This is a genomic window from Vibrio sp. dhg (assembly GCF_003443775.1).
Taxonomy (GTDB): Bacteria; Pseudomonadota; Gammaproteobacteria; order Enterobacterales; family Vibrionaceae; genus Vibrio; species Vibrio natriegens.
On record NZ_CP028944.1, the window covers coordinates 996,830 to 1,015,215 of the forward strand.

At 45.3% G+C, this 18,386-nt stretch carries 15 protein-coding genes; 4 read left to right on the forward strand and 11 right to left on the reverse strand.

All coding sequences use genetic code 11. From position 1 onward, the window contains the following. Positions 1–359 precede the first annotated feature (359 nt). Entirely contained in the window at positions 360–3,047 is a 2,688-nt protein-coding gene (locus tag DBX26_RS20195; protein ID WP_118120719.1) for a DUF2339 domain-containing protein, read from the forward strand. A gap of 560 nt (positions 3,048–3,607) precedes the next feature. Here the strand turns inward: DBX26_RS20195 and DBX26_RS20205 are convergent. Further along, the gene (locus DBX26_RS20205; RefSeq protein WP_118120721.1) at positions 3,608–4,126 is read right to left on the reverse strand and encodes an NUDIX domain-containing protein; all 519 of its coding nucleotides are present in this window, start codon (positions 4,124–4,126) and stop codon (positions 3,608–3,610) included. Positions 4,127–4,372: 246 nt separating this feature from the next. On the opposite strand from DBX26_RS20205, the gene DBX26_RS20210 reads away from it, so the two are divergent. After that, complete coding sequence (locus tag DBX26_RS20210; protein WP_014233592.1) at positions 4,373–4,633, forward strand: DUF333 domain-containing protein; 261 nt, start codon at positions 4,373–4,375, stop codon at positions 4,631–4,633. Positions 4,634–4,846: 213 nt separating this feature from the next. Then, entirely contained in the window at positions 4,847–5,518 is a 672-nt protein-coding gene (locus DBX26_RS20215; RefSeq protein ID WP_014233591.1) for a hypothetical protein, read from the forward strand. On the opposite strand, the gene DBX26_RS20220 is transcribed toward DBX26_RS20215, so the two are convergent. Beyond that, complete coding sequence (locus tag DBX26_RS20220) at positions 5,493–6,341, reverse strand: YdcF family protein (protein ID WP_118120722.1); 849 nt, start codon at positions 6,339–6,341, stop codon at positions 5,493–5,495. The two genes, DBX26_RS20215 and DBX26_RS20220, sit on opposite strands and share 26 nt — an antisense overlap. A 152-nt stretch (positions 6,342–6,493) precedes the next feature. Here DBX26_RS20220 and DBX26_RS20225 point away from each other — a divergent pair, with 152 nt between their 5' ends. Then, the gene (locus DBX26_RS20225; protein ID WP_014233589.1) at positions 6,494–7,864 is read left to right on the forward strand and encodes an L-serine ammonia-lyase; all 1,371 of its coding nucleotides are present in this window, start codon (positions 6,494–6,496) and stop codon (positions 7,862–7,864) included. A gap of 123 nt (positions 7,865–7,987) precedes the next feature. Here the strand turns inward: DBX26_RS20225 and DBX26_RS20230 are convergent, their stop codons facing one another. From DBX26_RS20230 to DBX26_RS20270, 9 genes are all read right to left on the reverse strand, one after another. After that, positions 7,988–8,857, reverse strand: coding sequence for a LysR substrate-binding domain-containing protein (locus tag DBX26_RS20230; protein WP_118120723.1), 870 nt, complete (start codon positions 8,855–8,857; stop codon positions 7,988–7,990). A gap of 151 nt (positions 8,858–9,008) precedes the next feature. Continuing rightward, positions 9,009–9,974, reverse strand: coding sequence for an OmpA family protein (locus DBX26_RS20235; protein ID WP_014233587.1), 966 nt, complete (start codon positions 9,972–9,974; stop codon positions 9,009–9,011). A gap of 445 nt (positions 9,975–10,419) precedes the next feature. Continuing rightward, positions 10,420–11,544 (reverse strand): M14-type cytosolic carboxypeptidase, encoded by a 1,125-nt coding sequence (locus DBX26_RS20240; protein ID WP_020334376.1) that lies wholly within the window; start codon positions 11,542–11,544, stop codon positions 10,420–10,422. Positions 11,545–11,656: 112 nt separating this feature from the next. Beyond that, positions 11,657–13,057 (reverse strand): FAD-dependent oxidoreductase, encoded by a 1,401-nt coding sequence (locus tag DBX26_RS20245; protein WP_118120725.1) that lies wholly within the window; start codon positions 13,055–13,057, stop codon positions 11,657–11,659. 194 nt (positions 13,058–13,251) lie between these two features. Further along, on the reverse strand, positions 13,252–14,154 hold the full coding sequence (locus DBX26_RS20250; protein ID WP_118120726.1) for a multidrug transporter: 903 nt from the start codon (positions 14,152–14,154) through the stop codon (positions 13,252–13,254). A gap of 67 nt (positions 14,155–14,221) precedes the next feature. Further along, on the reverse strand, positions 14,222–14,926 hold the full coding sequence (gene phnR / locus DBX26_RS20255) for a phosphonate utilization transcriptional regulator PhnR (protein ID WP_014233583.1): 705 nt from the start codon (positions 14,924–14,926) through the stop codon (positions 14,222–14,224). A 9-nt stretch (positions 14,927–14,935) separates the two neighbouring features. Next, positions 14,936–16,660: a putative 2-aminoethylphosphonate ABC transporter permease subunit gene (locus tag DBX26_RS20260; RefSeq protein ID WP_118120727.1), complete on the reverse strand. Its 1,725-nt coding sequence runs from the start codon at positions 16,658–16,660 to the stop codon at positions 14,936–14,938. Positions 16,661–16,667: 7 nt separating this feature from the next. Next, entirely contained in the window at positions 16,668–17,786 is a 1,119-nt protein-coding gene (locus tag DBX26_RS20265; RefSeq protein WP_014233581.1) for a putative 2-aminoethylphosphonate ABC transporter ATP-binding protein, read from the reverse strand. A gap of 102 nt (positions 17,787–17,888) precedes the next feature. Beyond that, positions 17,889–18,299 carry a GNAT family N-acetyltransferase gene (locus tag DBX26_RS20270; protein WP_118120728.1) on the reverse strand — a complete coding sequence of 137 codons (411 nt, stop codon included), beginning with the start codon at positions 18,297–18,299 and terminating at the stop codon, positions 17,889–17,891. Positions 18,300–18,386: the final 87 nt, after the last annotated feature.

An 18,386-nucleotide genomic window follows, 5' to 3' on the forward strand; every position in this document is an offset into this window, starting at 1 on the left:
ACCTATTCTTATCGTTGTTTTAGCGTAAACACGCAAGAGACAATCTTATTGCTTGAAATTACTAATATAGTTGAGTTCACGTTTACTCCACCGTTCAACGCACGAAAAATTACCAAAAAGAGAAACATAAGCCCCAAATCATCGCGCAAGTCTAAGAATTTACTGCATTTCCCGTTAGGGAGACTTACCTACTCACATTCGACATGTAGAATGTTCTTTCAGCGTTTCTAAAAATTTTAGGCGGAACCTAGCATCCCAACGCTCACAGGTATAGACCGTGAACTAAGCTTTAACTTGGGTGCTCAAAGTTAAGAATCCTCATGAGGCCGTTGAAAAGACCAGGATAGGGAGAAAAGCACTTGTTGACTTTATTCGCGGTGACTATGGCGTTTTTCGCCTTGCTAATTACATTGAAAGCAGTAAAACGAATTTCAAATCTGGAAGACGAGATAACGCAGCTCCGCAAAGAGCTGTCGGATTTCCGCTCACGATGGTTAGATCAACAAAGCCAACCAGAAACAAGTGAATCGTCTTCCGCTCCTGCTTCTGAACCCACTACTGCGACTTCAAGCCAAACGAATGTTCACGACGCAGGTCCTTCGCAACCTAAAGCAGAGCCTGATGATGCTCTAGAGTCACCAACCGTGCCGCTCTTCGCGCAGCAGACTGCTCAGGAAGATATTCAGATTGCGAGCTTCGCCGAGAACGACAACAGTCATTGGGAAAACAAAACCGAAAAGTTACTCTCTAGCCTCCAAGAAAACTGGCTCGTCTGGGTGGGAGCGTTGGCGATGCTTATTGGTGGCGGCTACTTGGTGCAAGTGATTGGCAGCCATATTGAGTTTTCACCCTTCGTACGTATCGCTTTTGCATTCACCTTATCTTTTGCCATGATCGCGGCAGGCGAGTGGTTTCACCGAAAAGAACAGCGCGATCCAGAACGAGCACAACGAGCCCAAGGGTTCACTTATGTTCCAGCCGCCATTACTGGAACTGGCCTGACCGGCGTTTACTGTACGGTTATTTTTGCGTTTGTTGTCTACCAGATGCTGACACCAAGCATCTCATTGCTGATCTTAGCTGTCGCCGCATTTTCCAGCCTTGCTTTGTCATTAAGGCAGGGGCCATTAATGGCCGTGTTGGGATTAATCGGCGGCTACACTGCGCCCTTATGGATAAGCGGCGCTGAACCTGATTATTTCCTGTTGGCGGGTTACATCAGCGCAATATCCATTGCGGCCACTTTGCTTATGCAGAAGGTACGCAGGGCTTGGATCTCACCGAGTAGTAGCATACCGCATGCGCTTTGGATGCTCATTCTGATAGAAAGTATTCCGACAGAGAGTTTATTCTCCTGGTCTTATATTTACTTGTCGCTCACGTTGTATCTGGTTTATGCCTTGCCAAGATTAGGGTGGACACTCAACCCTCGTTATCGCCATTGCCAGAATAAATGGACAAACCCTCCAGTCATCACGTCTCTTGCAATCGTATTGCTGACCTTTTCTGCAATAACAAGAATGCCCGAGCTTAACGTCTTTCAAATGGCGTATTGCTATATTTTACTTGTTGCAGCTATCTGGCTACCCGCGTTACGTAAGGGTTGGTCAACGCGAGTTTTCCTGCCTTCGGTTCTGGTATCAGCAACCGCTATATTGGTTGTTTCCGTCGCATTTGACACACTCTACATGTCACAGAGTGAGAGCAGTATTCTGCTCGCATTAGCATTGAGTATCATGTTTATTGCGCTAAGGAACTATATACAAGGGCTCAATGATCGCTCTTCCATAACCAGTGTCTTGTTGCTCGCCCTTGCACCTTCAATGACGCTAATCGTTCTGTTTTATGCACACGAGTTTATGTACAGCTATGCCTGGTATTGGACGTTCTTTACGGCTTTAGTTGCAGTCTGCTACGTTTATTTGGGCATGCGTTTAACACGACTCGCCTACGAATGTTCCGCAGTCGTTCATGCTATCGTTGCAGGCTGTTCCTTTGTTTGGCTTAGCGATACGTGGCTAACTACTGCGATTTCGGCACAAGTGGCTGTGATGGCATTACAAATACAAGCAGGTTATTTTCGCCCTGCCAGTTGGGCAGTCAAAATAATGATGGGTGCTTTGGTTGTTCGCCTGACGCTTCTGCCATTTATTCCTCAGTGGCAGCCAGTTGAAACAGGGCACTGGGCGTGGGTACTACTCAGTTATCTACCTGCACTCGTTATTCTTGCGTATGCTCGATCCGTGCTAACCAAAGCAGACGTTGATCTCGCCAATTGGTTTGAAGGTGCATTTCTGCACGTCTTTTTAATCGCATTGTTCACACAAACAAACTACTGGTTAACGGGACAATATGGCTACCTTGGACACATCGACTTTACCAGTGCCATTGTCTTCGCGAACCAGGCTTTAGTCATGGGCTTCGTATACAGTTACCGCAGCCAGTTCGCACAGCAACTCACTTACGTCTACCAAGCATACAGTTACTTGCTTTGGAGCATATTTGCTTTAATGACTTTGTTACTCAATACGATTGAATCGCCATTAAACGTTGATAACGTATCCGCTCAAGCCATTCCTCTTTTCAATATGTTGAGTTTAGGCTGGCTGCTACCGGCATGTATTCTAACTGCTGCGGTATTTAGGAAGTGGAACACATTACGAATTCACCGTCATGTTATCTCAGGAATCGGGTTTACACTTGCAGCTATCTGGTTGGGTATGTCTATCCGACAGTTCTGGCAAACAAATTCTATGACTTTATATCAATCGACCAGCATGGCCGAGCTATTCAGTTATTCGGTCGCAGGGTTGCTTGTTGGAGGATTACTAACATGGGCTGGTGTGATTCGAAAATCAATGAATATGCAACGTATTGGTCTCATCATCCTGGCGTGCGTGGCGTTAAAAGTGTTCCTGTGGGATGTACGTTCTCTGGATGGCTTCTGGCGTGCTATTAGCTTCCTGGGCTTGGGCGCATCTTTAATTGCGCTTGGGTGGTTGTTCCAGAAATTTCACCGTTCCGTCTCGGAACCTTCCAAAACTTGATTCAAATCCGAGATTCCCAACGTGCTAAAAACAAGCCGTCCGGAATCTCTTTTTGTCTTTTCCCAAGAGACATATCAACGTTCTCAGCGATTGAACGACTTAAGCCGACTTACTTCATGGGTTAACCAGAACCAAAAATTACGCACTGAGAAATGTCAGAGAAAAGTTAAAATTATAAAACCTAGACAGGCTAAATTAATAACTCGTGATCTTGATGCAAGCGTGTTTACCAAAGTTAAGGTATTGTATCTCAAAGATAAGAAAGAGCAGTGGTTTACTGATAGTTACCCAAATTACAACTGTAATTGGATGGATATACTTCTCATCAGTGATTAAAAAAAGCCGTTAGACTAAATAACCATTTACACATCAAATATAAAACGGCTATTGTTCTATTACCGCGATAACAAGTTCTAACGCGATAACAGATTCGAACATCGAGATGACGCTTCGCTTGCGCGTCTGGAATAGGTCCGAGTTCCGGGGGGGAGCTCGGACTTTTTTATTGGGCTAACGTTATAAAGTCGCACCGACATTGCGCTGCGCAAGCGTATGGATCGTTAAACCAGCTCTTTGGCGATCAGTTGCAGTAAAAAGGTTTCCCTCTCAATACTCATGCCCTTTTTCGGGCTCTCAGCCATCGTTTGCTCGTTGTGTGCAATCGCCTCATGGATGTTCATCCACACAGGACGCATACCGTTCTTAACCTCGTAATCCTCATAAGCCGTCTCGCCTAACTCACGATCAATTTTGCAGGTATAGCAGTAAGAGATCATATGCATCACATCGGCGTCATCTTTGTACCAAGGCCGAAACTCTTCAAAAAGACCAAATGGCTTAATGCTGTGTATGTTATTTGCCCCAGTTTCTTCCTCTAACTCTCGAACCAATCCGGCAATGATATCTTCACCATCATCAATTCCACCACCAGGTAAAGTGTAATCATGGTAGCGCTCCGTGTAGAGCAGTAATACATTCTCACCATCAAGCACGATGGCCCGTGCAGCATTACGCTTAAAAATGATTTTATCGTCGAGATGATCAATATCTGGATGAACCGTTGATTTTAAGTGTCTCATTGAGGATTCCGTAGTGAATGCTTTTGCGCGCATACTACCTAAATTGTCTTACTTTCCCAAGTTACAATTCCGAGCGTCTACCTGACTCTAATTTAAAGTTCCTCATAACCTGGGGAAGTAGATCGAGATCTTATTTGAATCTCTCAACCTGCCTCGCCTTCATACTTTTAACATCGTTAGGACATGAACCGACGAAAGTTGCCTATAATCAATACAATACTCGTCCATCCCATGCGGAGATCAATAATGAATAAGACAAGTTTACTAATAACTATGGCAGTAGCTGCTGGGCTCGCTGGTTGTTCCACTTACGATAACGCAACACGCTCGACTGAATACACATCCGTAGCAAATCCGGCATCTGTATATTGTGTTCAACAAGGTGGAGAACTGGACACCGTTACAGAGAACGGTGAACGTGTAACCTATTGTGTCTTTTCAGATGATGAACGCGCTGAACAATGGGAATATTATCGGGAAAATCATCAAGAGGGTGAGGACTACTAACCTTCAACGAGTTTATCGTAAACGAAATTCAGTAATAAGGAGCCACATGGCTCCTTTTTTATTTGTGCTACTGAAACTAGTTTGTCCATTTTGTACGGACCCTCTGACATTCCTGACAATTTCATGACATAACTTTCCAACCGGACAATAAAATTCGAGGCAAATATCACATAAATTCACGGTTTTTCCACATTTCTGGAGTGGGTGGTCAAAATGAAAGCACAAATAGTTAAAGAGACCGAAGCAGCACAAACCAACGTCATCACTGATGAATCAAAGCGCACCATTTATCGCGCATGCTTGAGTGCATTGATGATTGTTGCAATCAGCATTGTTGTTAATCTAAGTATTCGCCTCGATTACGTTGTATTAGATTCAAGTCTGGGTGAGTTATCGATTACGGAATCACTTCAGTTAGTCATGCTGGCAATTGCATCATGGTCATTTTTCAGCTTATCGAAACATACTCCTGAGTTGAAACACGCTGCAATCCTGATTTCTGGCTTTTTTGCTGTACTCATGATTCGTGAAATGGATTACTGGATGGATATGATTCATCACGGTTCTTGGGTATTTCCTGCGCTAACTGTTACTGCTTTAGCCTGTGCGAAAGCCTATCAAGGCGGCAAAGGCAGCGTGAATGAGATGGCGAGAATCCTAAAAAACCCACACATGAAGCTATTAATCGGCTCAGTTGTACTATTGCTTGTTTTTTCACGTCTTTACGGAATGGGCAGCTTTTGGCGCCATGTGATGGATGAAAGCTACGTTCGCGACGTGAAAAATATCTCTGAAGAAGGGATTGAGCTACTGTGCTACAGCTTGATTGCCCTGAGCGCATTCCGCACCCGTGGTGAAATTAAAGCGCAGACTCAGGATCGATAGTTCGGTTCATCACGGTTAAGAGCGGGTGTATGATATCTAAAGCTTGCTGAACCACGTCTAAATTATCATCAAAGGCTGTCATTGCGACGGCCTTTTTTATTTCCTGAATATTCTGCAAGGATTCATGATCTAGAGGGAGAATCTCTAGTTTTTCTATCGCGGTTTGAGCAATATGCAACGGCTTCGCTCTTACAGCAGCTAAGCCTTGGCTAAACACCCCGCGAATCGCGCCTTCTAAATAAACTCGGTAGGTTGTCAGCTCATCAAGCAGTAAAAACGCTTGAGCTGATGCTCCATGATGCGGGTATGGCACGCTAATATGCTGATCAATATCTAAAGCAATACTAAGCTCTAGCCCCATTGAAGCGCTCTGTGTTTTAAGCACCCTCAATAATCCTTGTTCATCCATTAAGGTTTGAATTTCTATAATTCGTTCCAGATGATAGTCGTTAGAAACAAGGGTCACTTTAATCGGGAATTGATGATACTCAGCAGCCTGAAATAAGCCGCTATGACACAACTCTTCCGCCGCGTACCTCATGTTCTGAAAGGTATTTAAAGAACGATTTTCAATTAGAATCTGACTTTTCGGGAATGGCTGTGAGAGTGAATGATTGAGTGTCTGGAAATAGCTGAACATCGCATCCGCCTCTGCGATATCTTGCCCTTGAGTTTTGCCGCCACAAAATAAGATTGCCGTATTTTCTAAAGACAATGAGCCAAGGGAACTGACGAGCGCTTGCACTCTTGAAATCCCTTCCGGGCTTAGTTTGTTCTTGACGAGACGCTTACCGAGAACAATAACCACATTGTCTAATTTCATACTACGATCTCTATTAATTTCTCGGCTGCTTAGCGCCTGAGTTGGCAATAATATAAAAATCTTCTTTGCCAACTGCCTCCTAGGGATTAACATCCGATTAACAGTCATACTCTAGAGACCTATGAAAGGTCCACTGCTAAAGGAAGTCAATAATGCTGTCGATTTTCGATATTTTTAAAGTTGGTGTCGGACCTTCAAGTTCCCACACTAACGGTCCAATGCTCGCCGGGTTCAACTTTACTCAGTTACTTCAAGACTCTATGGCGAAAGTGCATAGGGTTCAAGTAGACTTGTATGGTTCGTTATCACTAACCGGCAGAGGTCACCATACTGACAGAGCCACTGTACTGGGCTTAATGGGTAATAAACCCGATAACATCAAGATGACCAGTGCGAAAAGCGCACTTCAACATACCATCGAAACCAATACTTTATTGCTAGCCGGAACTCGCGAAATTACCTTTAGCTACGATCATGACATCGTTTTTCATAGCGAAAACCTCCCTTTACATGAAAACGGCATGACAATCACTGCATTAGATGAATCTGGCGAACAACTTGCGTTCGAGATTTATTACTCCATTGGTGGTGGATTTATTGCAACCGCAGACGAGCTGGAAAATGGTGCGCAGCAAGCTGAGGTTGAAGTCCCATTCCCATTTAAATCAGCCGATGAGATGCTCGAGAAAGCGGAAGCAAACGGCTTTAGTTTAGGTGGAATGATTCTTCAGAATGAATTGGCGTTTCGTGACGAAGAAGAGGTCAACCAAAGAGCGGAACAGATCTGGAAAGTGATGTCTCTGTGTATGCAGCGTGGTTTTGATACTGAAGGTATTCTGGAAGGCGGACTCAATGTCACACGTCGAGCTCCGAACCTATTGAAGAAACTGGAAGCAAACGCAGCGGTTGAAAATGATCCAATGGAGATCATGGACTGGATTAACTTGTTTGCTTTCGCTGTGAGTGAAGAAAATGCCGCAGGTGGACAAGTCGTCACTTCTCCTACCAACGGCGCAGCGGGCGTTATTCCTGCCGTGTTAATGTATTACCACCGCTTTATCAAAGAGCTAGACATCAAACAGCTCAAGGACTTCCTCGCCGTCGCAGGTGCAATTGGCATTTTGTACAAAACCAATGCTTCTATTTCCGGTGCCGAAGTAGGTTGTCAGGGTGAAGTAGGTGTCTCTTCATCTATGGCAGCGGCAGGCTTAACGGCTCTGCGAGGCGGTAGCAACGAACAAATTTGTATTGCTGCAGAGATTGCAATGGAACACTCTCTCGGCATGACTTGCGACCCTATTGGTGGGCTGGTTCAGGTACCTTGTATTGAACGAAACGCAATGGGTGCAATGAAAGCGATTAACGCATCCCGAATGGCATTAAAAAGAACAAGCAAGTGCCTAATTTCTCTGGATAAAGTTATCGAAACCATGTACCAAACGGGCAAGGACATGAACAAAAAATATCGCGAGACTTCTTTGGGTGGTTTAGCGGTAATCCATATGGCACCACCATGTGAATAAGCGCAGCGTCGCAGCTTAAACAGAAACAAAAAATACCGCGTTAATCGCGGTATTTTTCTATTTAGATATCTAGTAAAAACCTGGGATAGGACAATTAATCCGTTCCCGTTTCCCGAATACTGGTTAGATACTCTGACGTAACCACTGGGTAAAGGCTTGTACATGTGGTTTGTCTGCCCCTCTGACAATCATCCGATGAGCACCTTCGCTAGGCATGCTCCAGGAGCCTATCTGTATTAATGTCCCTTGAGCGAGCTCATCCTCGACCAGAAAGTCTCTGACCAAAAGCACACCGAAGTGATTAATCGCCGCCTGAATCGCAAGCAGTGAGTGCTCAAACTCTGCAACGGGCTTAGTGAACTTTGCTTGGTGACCTTGATATTTCATCCAAACTTGCCACGACTCGTGATAACCACTGGTGGAAATTTTAGGTGCCTTCGCAAGATCAGCTAACTCGACAATTGGGTTCAGGTGCAAGAAACCCGGGCTCGCAACAACAATCCAATGTTCTTCTGTCAGTTGAATCGAGTCCTGAGACAGCCAATCTCCATAACCATTAATGATTTCAACATCAGAAACAGCACTGGCGTTAGGCACAATATTGGCTGTTGTCGATATTTTTAGAGACACTTCGGGGTGCTGACGATGAAAGTCAGCCAACCTTGGAATTAACCATTGTGAACAAAAGCTATGAGCCACATGTAAGTTAAGCTGCGCGGTGTTCTGACGAGAAAACAAATGCTGAGTCGTCACAGAAAGCGTTTGAAAAACATGACTTACCACAGGGAGATACTCTTTTGCGGCTTGTGTAAGTACCAATTGAGAGCCTTTACGCTCGAATAACGTCGCATTAAGCAGAAGCTCCAGAGATTTTACCTGTTGGCTGACCGCAGCTCGGGTAACGCTCAGCTCTTGTGCAGCTTTAGTAAAACTCAGTTGCCTCGCCGTTGCTTCGAATGCTTTAAGGGAATTGAGCGGCGGCAGGTTTTGCATAGCATTCTCCAATTACGCTGAGTGAAAGATGCTATGAAACAACGATGACAATTTGATGAAAGGGTTGCTATTTTATCCAGTTGCTACTTCCAGAATCAAAAAAGCCAGCGACATGCGCTGGCTTTGAAGATACGTTAACTAAAACAGCAAATTATTCTGCTTGTTCAGTCGTTTCGTATTTGAATTCTGGAACAACGACTTCTACACGACGGTTCATTTCACGACCAGGACGTGTATCATTGCTAGCAACTGGGTTTGCTTCACCCATGCCTTTCACAGTCATACGTTCTGCAGTAATGCCCTGAGCTTGGAACTCGTTAGCAACCGCTTGAGCACGTTTTTCTGTAAGCTGTTGGTTGTACTCAGCAGTACCTGTTGTATCACTGTAACCCGTAATCTCTACTTGAGCTTGTGGGTAAGTGTTCATTACATTAATTGTCTCAGATAATGCTGAAGTATCTTTCACTTCTGCACTTTCAAGACCAAATTGTACTGTTGTAGTTTGTGCTGGGTATACGTGCTCAACAATGTTTGTTGCCGGACGAGTTTCTACCACTTCTTCCTGAACCACTGGCTCAGAACCGAATTTGTAGTTAAAACCAATACCGTAGTAGTCTGCATCCATGTCATCAATGATGTCGTCAGACATATCTTGGTAACGTTGGTATTCAGCACGTAGGCTCCAGTTGTAGTTGATTTGGTATTCAGCACCTAGAGAGCCTGTAGGAACGAAGTCTTTTTCGTCACCAGCCATCATGTATGCAGCACCTACTTTCGCAAACAGGTTCCAAGAATCCGTCAGCGGAAGGTTGAATTTAGGCGCTAGAGTCAATGCCCAAAGCTCGCCATCAACGGTGTTTTTGCCTGCTTTGTTGAAGTTTGCTTTGAAATCACCTAAGTAATCAACACCGTACTCTGCATCAATGTAGTCATTGAAGCTGTAGCCAAGATGCATTGACGCTGCAAAGCTATCATCATCACATGAGGTATCCAGGTAACACGCGTCGTTAAGAGCGTTGTAACCTAGCTTACCGCCGATGTAAGTGTCTGCAAGCGCAACGTTAGAGATAACACCACCAGCAAGTACAGTAGCCACTGCAAAAGCAATTTTTTTCATTCTTTTTTCCTATTTGTTGTATACCGAGCCACACATCAAACGCGAAGGAGTGCGTTATCAATATGAGGCAGCAACTTTCTCTTTATTATTTGAGACAACCTAGCTAAATAACACCGGAATAAAGTAAATGTGGTGTTCATCACCAATGCCAAAAAACATGTCATCATTCATATTCACGCATGTGTTCTAACCACTTGCATGAGAAAAAATAATGCATCTGCATTGATATAGCCATAATCAACTCAGTGCGCAGAATATCATATCTTTTCCTTAAATGTGTGACAAAATTCACATTAATTTGTAAATTTCTTATTATTAAGATTCTATTTATAAGGCATTGATCGAATGGAAATATTTACCAATTGACAAGTAGATCCAAACAAAAAAGCAGCTCATCTAGGATGAACTGCTTATGTGTTCGATTGATTTTAGGGAACTAAACCAATTAAATATTGTCCACAACCGCTAACGTTGCTGCCAACACATCTTGGCCAAATAGCACACTACGTTCAGGTGACCAACCATACAGCGGATCAGGGTGGTTATTGTTGTCTTTAAATGGCATCTCTATGGTGTAAGACAAACATTTAAATTGCTCTGCAACCCAATTTGATCCAACAGTTAAGTTTGCTTTACCAGGTTCGTCTTTATCGTAACCCACTTCATCTTGAAACTCTGGCGTGATGGTGAGCAGCGCTTGCTTAAACGAATGCTCCAGAGCCGCCAAACTTTCATCATAAGATGGAATGCCTTCAGAACCCGCGACAAAGTTGTATGGCAGAGCTTCGTCTCCATGAATATCCAGGAACATATCGACACCAGTTTCCAGCATTCGCTGGCGGACTAAAAAGACTTCTGGGCTCTTTTCCATTGATGGAGTTTGCCACTCACGGTTTAGGTTTACACCGACCGCATTCGTACGCAGATGGCCACGAATACCGCCATCAGGGTTCATGTTTGGTACAACGTAAAGAACCGCCTTCTCGAGAAGAGCTCGCGCGACTGTATCGTTGTCATCCAGCAAACGCTGAATCATGCCTTCCATGAACCACTCTGCCATCGTTTCGCCAGGATGCTGACGTGCGATCATCCAAATTTTCTTTTTGCCCTCGTCTGGCTCGCCAAAAGTCAGCAGGCTCATGTCATTGCCATCTACTGTGTGACCTAGAGTCTCCAGCTGACAATGATGTGCGCTTTGTGCCATGTGTAATAAATCAAGATGACGGTCGTAAGTGTAAGGCGCGAAATAAGCAAAGTAGATTGAGCCACGTTCTGGAATAACCGTAAATGTGAGCGTATCGCCATCAAAGTCCGCAGGTACACGGAACCACTCTTCACGATCATAAGATGCCACGACATCGTAGCCTTGCCATCCTTCTGGGTAAGCAGATTTCGCCAAGTCTAACAACTTAATGGTGTGTGACTGTTCAGCCTCAGTCTCTAAACGGAAGTGGAACCATTGGTAGAATTCCGACATGTTATCGTTGGGGATTTTAAGTTGGATGTCGTTTTTATCATCCGCTTTCACTACGTGAATGCTACCGCTATCGAAGTTGCTGAATATTTTCATTCTATTACTCACCTTTTGAATCTGAGCTTGAAAGACAGAGGCTAACACAGGGCTAAAGTGTCCCCTATTATTTTCACTTCAAAGTTTATTGTTTGTGGCTGAAGTCATCAGTTTAGTCGAGCTTATCGGCTTTGCCTGCTGGTCCCGCGAGTTTTGCCAGCCATTTATCCCAAACTCTAACTTTCTCTTCGTTATCTTCTGCTGCCTCTTTTCGGCGAACGGCATTACGCACAGTCATGGCTCCAATCCAGCGAAGTGGCTCTGGAGGGAAGTGGCTCAACGGACCTTTAGCCAAACCACTGCGAGCCCAGTCGTTATCTAACCCAAGCACCAAAGACGAGAGAATTTTGCCTCCCATCCGGGTTTGCGCCACACCATTGCCAGAGTAACCAAATCCATAAAAAATATTACTCTGGTTATCCAGTTGGCCAAAAAACGGAAAACCCGTTGTGGAACGGTCTGAGCCCCCCGTCCAGGAATAGTCAAACTCGCTCGCTTTCAAATCAGGAAAGAGCTTATCAAACGACTTTCTAAGCAGGTTTTGATACTGAGTTGGCTTACCAAACATGGTGTCGACTCGGTTGTTAAAGGAGAACTGGTTACCCCCTTTTCCAAGCATCAGACGGCCATCCGGTGTATCTCGATAATAATGAACAAAAATACGAGAATCCAAAACGCTGGAACCAGCTCTCCATCCGCTCTTAGATAACTCATCGCCCAACGGTTTCGTGATGACCATATCAGAGGAGACCACAACGATGCTGTTCCTGAACTGTTTAAACTGTTCAACCATCCAAGCATTAAGCGCTAACACTACCTGCTTAGCTTTGATGGTTGCTTGTGGCGTGCGAATGGGCGCTGGCTGACCATATTCCAGTTGAACCATCGGTGTGTTTTCGTAAATTTCTATCCCCATGTCTATCGCCACCCGACGCAGCCCTCTGGCAAGCAATGCAGGCTGTACGCTCGCAGCAACGGGTGAGTGATACCCTTCGAGATGAGCCGAGGAGCCAGTGTTCGCTTGCAGTTCATCCACATTGCATTTTCGCCAGCTATTTACTCCAAGACGCGTTAATTCATCCACTACTGGCTTCATTCCACCAGCTTGTGCTGAGTTAGTCGCGGTGTAATACACACCTTTTAACGACAACTGAGCATCAATCGCATAACGTCGGCAAAACTCGTCAATTTCAAGCACGACTCGCTCTGACTCTTGTACCAACCAGGTGGCGTGTCGTTCACCAAAAAGACGCTTTAGCGTTGGGTATTTGGTTGACCAGGTCAGCATGCACCCGCCATTCGCTCCAGAAGCCCCACTCCCGCAGAGACTTTTATCGATAATAGTAATGCGTTTTTCCGGAGCTTGCTCCTTAAGCATTATCGCTGTCCACATCCCAGTGAAGCCTCCACCAACGATGAGTACATCAGTTTCAAGATCGTCAGCTAGTGCAACAGCAGGTTGAGGGTTTTCGATTTCGAGCGCTTGCTTAAACCAGTAAGAAGGGTGAGTCATACGTATCCTCATTTAAAATTCAAAGTTGATAAGTGAAAGTCATCAGTCATGTTTAGATATGACTTCACTTTACAAAAGATGCGTATTTTCAACGAGCTAGAAAATCTATCGCTCGGCGATAGAAAAAGTTGCGCGGTGTGACAAGTAAAAATAGTGAACGCGTCATTTATGACCAAGGCATATAAGCCATCATTTCAATAGAACGTCAAAACCAGACCACAAAGTATCAGCAACACACCAACCCCTCGGGAGAGATACCACCGCTCAGCAAGCAGCCAAACGCCCATCAGCAAACCAAAGACGATACTGATTTGGCGCAGAGCCACAACTAAGCTCACGTTGTCTGTCATCGTCATCGCAAACAGTACTAATCCGTAAGTCGATGCCATCATAATGCCAGCCATGCTCGCACTTTTTCGAATTTGCCAGGCCTTGTGCAACTCTGACAAATTCCCAGTGATCAGGCACCAAAGCACAACAGGTAAGCCCATAGCCCAGAACTGCGCGCCAAGATAGAAAATCGCACTATATTGATCATGAATAACAGCCGAAACTTGCTGAGTGAGTAGGTTCAAGGCTTCCTTATCCATCAAAGAGTAACCCGTCGTGCCAATTGCAGCGATCAGCGCCCAGAACACACCAACATTAAGATAAGAAGCCAAAGTGACCTGGCGAATATGCGTCAACGGTACCAAGATGCAGCCACAGGTGATCAACACAAACCCAAGCCATTGTTGAGACGAAAGCGCATGGCCGAGTGCAACACTGAATGCACCAACCATCATGACTGGCAAAGCGCGGGCAATCGGATAAATCACACCAACATCGGCATGTTTGTAAGCAATGATCAAACCGACCAAGTAAACAATTTGCGCCAGCCCGCTAAAGGTCAACATTCCCCAGAATTCTGCGGGCAGTGAAGTCCAACCGATCGTCGTCAAATACCAAATCAAATAAGGAGTAAGAACGCCACACGCAGACAGGCTTGCAGCCATCGTAAATGCCAAGCCTGACCCAGAACTGCTTTTGCCCAGAATATTCCAGCCCGCATGCAAAACTGCTGAAAACACAACGAGCACGATTGCCAAGAAATCCATTTAAGTTTCCTGTTGAGATAAAACAAAGGCTCCGAGATGGAGCCTTTGAAAATGAGATAAGCGGACGTTAGTGATTGAGCTCTGCAATGGACTCAATACTGATGGCGTCATGGCGCCAATACTCAATATCGCAGTCGATCAACTCGCCGTGCTGGTTGTAGTTAGTACGCTCAACAACCATAGCTGGAGTACCTGATGTCGCTCTTAACGCTTGCGCGACTTCACCAAGAAGTGTGCTGGTAGAAATTCGATAACGCGTTTTTTGATACACCACACCAAAGTGCTCACGATAAATATCGGTAAGTGAGTTGGTAAGGTCGAAACTCAATAAATTAGGAAAAATCTCTGGGCGAATATAGTTGGTCACATACACTACTGGCCTGTCTTCCAAATATCGAACGCGGTCGACTCGATAGACATCAGAAAACGGCTGCAACTGTAACAAACGTGCAGATTGCTTATTGGCCAGAGTACCTTTTGCCGCAATCAGCTCGGTTTTAGGCACGCGATTTTGCGCTTTCGCCATGTTTGGGAAATTAAGTGTTTGGGTTGGATCGTAGCGTAGTGGCTCAGGTGAAATAAACCAACCTCTACGATCTTCGCGATAAATTCGCCCTTCGGCTTCCAATAACGACAACGCTTCTCGTAACGTAACTCGTGTTGTGTCGAACGACTCCGCCAGCTTGCGTTCCGCAGGCAGTTTCTGACGAGGCGAAAGCATGCCCGCTTCAATCTGTTCAACAATCGAATCTTTAATTTTTACGTACTGCACGAGGTGTCCTTATCTTTTACGCCAAGCCTGTGTGCGATTTTCTAACAACTTACCCAACGTCATCTGCACGATCTTCGCGATTGCGGCTGACATCATGATCATCACCGCCATCGCGGCGGCAGCGCCTGTTTGGCCCGCGTCATCCATATTCAGAATCGATACCGAAGCAGGGATCGTATCCGTTGAGTATAGGAATACTACCGCAGAAGTGGTGGTCAATGCATTAACAAACAAGTACGTAGCAATGTCCAGCACGGCAGGCATACAAACCGGCAACGTCACTTTGAAAAACAACTTGTACTGAGGCAGTTTTACCGACGCAGCCGTCGCTTCTATTTCTGAAGGCAGTTGCTTGAGAGCGGTTAAGGCCGTCATGTGGCCGACCGTGTAATAATGCACCACAGTATTAATTACCAGGAATGCCATCGTGCCATAAAGCACATTCAACGGGTTGTTCACATCGTTAAAGTAAAAGATGTAACCCAAACCCAGTACCATTCCCGGCACCGCCATCGGCACGACGCTCAGCATCTGCATCGCCTGACGAACGGGACCAAAAGCACGTCCTTTCTCAATGCTGTAAGCACCGACAAAAATGACTGCTGTACCAATCACCGCTGTCCAACCCGCTAAAGTGAGAGAGTTAAAGAACGGGCTCCAGCCATAAGTGCTCATCTCGGCAAAGTTGTAGTTATTCAGCGTTAGCGCTTTGTTCCACGGCCAAAACGTTACTAAGGAACCGTAAACCGCCATACCAAGCACGGCGAGTACTGCAACAGAAATCAGAGAGCAATATAAAAAACACAGACCATCGCGCGTTTTGTTTGGCTCCGGTTGATAGGGCACAGAACGTGTATCAAACAAGCTTTTTTGCTTTTTCTGCACCCAGCGATCCGCGCCAAATGCCAATACCGCAGGGAACAACAGCATAATGCTGGTTACTGCCCCCATGGCGAAATTCTGCTGGCCCACCACTTGTTTGAAGATATCCGTCGCCAGAACGTTGTAACTTCCCCCTATCACTTTCGGCACACCAAAATCGGTAATAACTAACGTAAATACAACAATCAGGGTACTGATCAAACCGTATTTCGCCGCAGGTAGCGTCACCATAAAAAAGGTTTTCATTGGTGAGGTTTTCAGAGCGCGTGCCGCTTCATACAGACGTGCATCTGAAGTGCGCAGAGACGTGGTCAGAATCATCAAAGCATGAGGGAACGTCCAGAAGATCAAGCCCATTGAGATACCAATAAAACCATATACTGAGTGACCGCCAAGTAGCTCTTTCGCAATACCTTGATTACCAAAAAGAAAGATCAAGCTGATCGCTGGTAAAAGCGACGGCGCAAGAATCGGCGCGGTACCTAATATTTGAAACAAACCTTTTAACGGCATGCATGAGCGAGTCAGTGCGTAAGCATAACCAAACGCCAGTAAGCCAACCACCGCTGTCACAACTAGACCTAACGTAAAAGTGTTACCAACGGAAACCCACAGGCTTGAGGAAGAAAAGTAACTCGCAAAGTTAGCTAACCCAACGAATTCCCCATCGCTGTTTTGCACACTTTTAGTCAACATCGCCCACAGCGGCATCAAGATGAACAAGATCATCATCGTCGAGGTAGCCGCTAACAATCCGAACAACACGAGGTTGTCGCGGCTAATACGTCCCACCAATGATTTCGCTTTGTCTTGAGTAGTCAGGCTATTCATTGTCATTGTCTTTGCATCCATGTTGCACCTACGCCGCCAACGCTTTTTTGAAGGCTTTACCCTTAGAAGGAATGGCATAGGCGTGTAAGCCAGTTTCCGAGAACTGGATATAGCGAACATCACCGATACGAATATTGAGGTTTTGCACGGTTTCCACTGGGACATCAACAACGATGGGCTTCGCCTGGCCGTCGTTCTGCAGTTCGCAATCTACTCGGAAAAACGCCCCCAAAAACTCGCTTGCTGTAATGCGAACCGGAAGCGAATTGCGGTAGTTTTCAACAAACTTGATATTCTCAGGACGCACAGCCAGATCAAAACGGTCACCGCGTTTAATCTCATAATTCGTTAAATTTGGTAGTGGTAACAACGTCTCTGCAATACGTACCTGAGACTCAGTAACGACGGATGTCTCAATGAAGTTCATGCTGCCGACAAACTCGGCCACAAAACGCGTCGCTGGCATTTGATAAATCTCTTGCGGCGTCCCTACCTGCTCAATCACACCATGATTCATCACGACAATTCGGTCTGCCATTGACAACGCTTCGTCCTGATCATGGGTCACCATAATGGTGGTAATACCCAGTTTGCGTTGCAGCTTACAAATTTCATCACGTAAGTGAACACGCACTTTCGCATCCAACGCAGATAAAGGCTCATCAAGAAGTAGCAGACCGGGAGATAAAGCAAGTGCACGCGCTAAAGCAACACGCTGCTGCTGACCGCCCGACAATTGGTTAGGGAATTTCTGGCCCGAAGTGGGTAATCCTATTGTCTCAAGCCACTGATCAACTTTCTCCAGGGCGTCTTTGGTCGACATGCCTTGGTTCTTCAAACCCATCGCAATGTTTTCTTGAACAGTCAGATTAGGGAACAGCGCGTAAGACTGGAATACGATGCCAAAGTCACGCTTTTCTGGTGGTAGAAATGTCGTCTCTTGACCGTTTTGAAAGATTGCCCCAGACGTTGGCAAATCTAAACCCGCAATTGCGCGTAACAAGGTTGTTTTACCGCAGCCAGACGGGCCTAAGAAACAGACGAACTCGCCCTTTTTGATCGCCAGCGAGATTTGCTTTAATGCAGTGAACTGTCCAAATTGTTTCACTACATTTTCAATGTTCAGATAAGGTTGGTTAGTTGACATAACACACACTCCAAATGGTATATACCAATTTTAGATTTGGAGTGTTACGTTCCAATGACAAATTTATAGCCAGAAGATGACAAACTGATGAAAGCCCTCAATTTACACGCTTAAATCCAGACTCATCTTAAAATATGGGATGTCGGATTTATAAAAGCGTTCACCCTCTTTCTGTAATCCAAACTTCTGATAAATCCCTAGCGCGGACTCACGAGCGTCGCACCAAAATATTTCTGCGTTTAGCACTTTGGCATCCGCGATCATGGTCTCCAACATCAATGAGCCTAATCCCCTCCCTTGCAGACTTGGGGATACAGCAAATTTCCTTAACCTTGCCGAACCTTCACTAAAAAATACGGAAGCGACACCCACCAAATCCCCATCAACATATCCTCCGTAATGATAGCCAGTTTCATCTTCTGCCACCTTGCAAAACTCGATGCTTTGGTTGGGCCATAAAACCTGTTGCCGAAGTTGTAGTGTCTGCTCTGCATTAATTCGTTGGACTTTCATTCGCTCCCTCTTTTCTATGCGTGTATCCGGCCATTAATGTGCCTTTACTTTGCACAAGATGCAAAAAAGGAGAGCAATCGCTCTCCT

Bases quoted from the DNA above. Each gene is read 5' to 3' on its own strand.
- DBX26_RS20205 (WP_118120721.1), bottom strand. From the start codon at position 4,126: ATGAGACACTTAAAATCAACGGTTCATCCAGATATTGATCATCTCGAC.
- DBX26_RS20210 (WP_014233592.1), top strand. From the start codon at position 4,373: ATGAATAAGACAAGTTTACTAATAACTATGGCAGTAGCTGCTGGGCTC.
- DBX26_RS20215 (WP_014233591.1), top strand. From the start codon at position 4,847: ATGAAAGCACAAATAGTTAAAGAGACCGAAGCAGCACAAACCAACGTC.
- DBX26_RS20220 (WP_118120722.1), bottom strand. From the start codon at position 6,341: ATGAAATTAGACAATGTGGTTATTGTTCTCGGTAAGCGTCTCGTCAAG.
- DBX26_RS20225 (WP_014233589.1), top strand. From the start codon at position 6,494: ATGCTGTCGATTTTCGATATTTTTAAAGTTGGTGTCGGACCTTCAAGT.
- DBX26_RS20230 (WP_118120723.1), bottom strand. From the start codon at position 8,857: ATGCAAAACCTGCCGCCGCTCAATTCCCTTAAAGCATTCGAAGCAACG.
- DBX26_RS20235 (WP_014233587.1), bottom strand. From the start codon at position 9,974: ATGAAAAAAATTGCTTTTGCAGTGGCTACTGTACTTGCTGGTGGTGTT.
- DBX26_RS20240 (WP_020334376.1), bottom strand. From the start codon at position 11,544: ATGAAAATATTCAGCAACTTCGATAGCGGTAGCATTCACGTAGTGAAA.
- DBX26_RS20245 (WP_118120725.1), bottom strand. From the start codon at position 13,057: ATGACTCACCCTTCTTACTGGTTTAAGCAAGCGCTCGAAATCGAAAAC.
- DBX26_RS20250 (WP_118120726.1), bottom strand. From the start codon at position 14,154: ATGGATTTCTTGGCAATCGTGCTCGTTGTGTTTTCAGCAGTTTTGCAT.
- DBX26_RS20260 (WP_118120727.1), bottom strand. From the start codon at position 16,660: ATGGATGCAAAGACAATGACAATGAATAGCCTGACTACTCAAGACAAA.
- DBX26_RS20265 (WP_014233581.1), bottom strand. From the start codon at position 17,786: ATGTCAACTAACCAACCTTATCTGAACATTGAAAATGTAGTGAAACAA.
- DBX26_RS20270 (WP_118120728.1), bottom strand. From the start codon at position 18,299: ATGAAAGTCCAACGAATTAATGCAGAGCAGACACTACAACTTCGGCAA.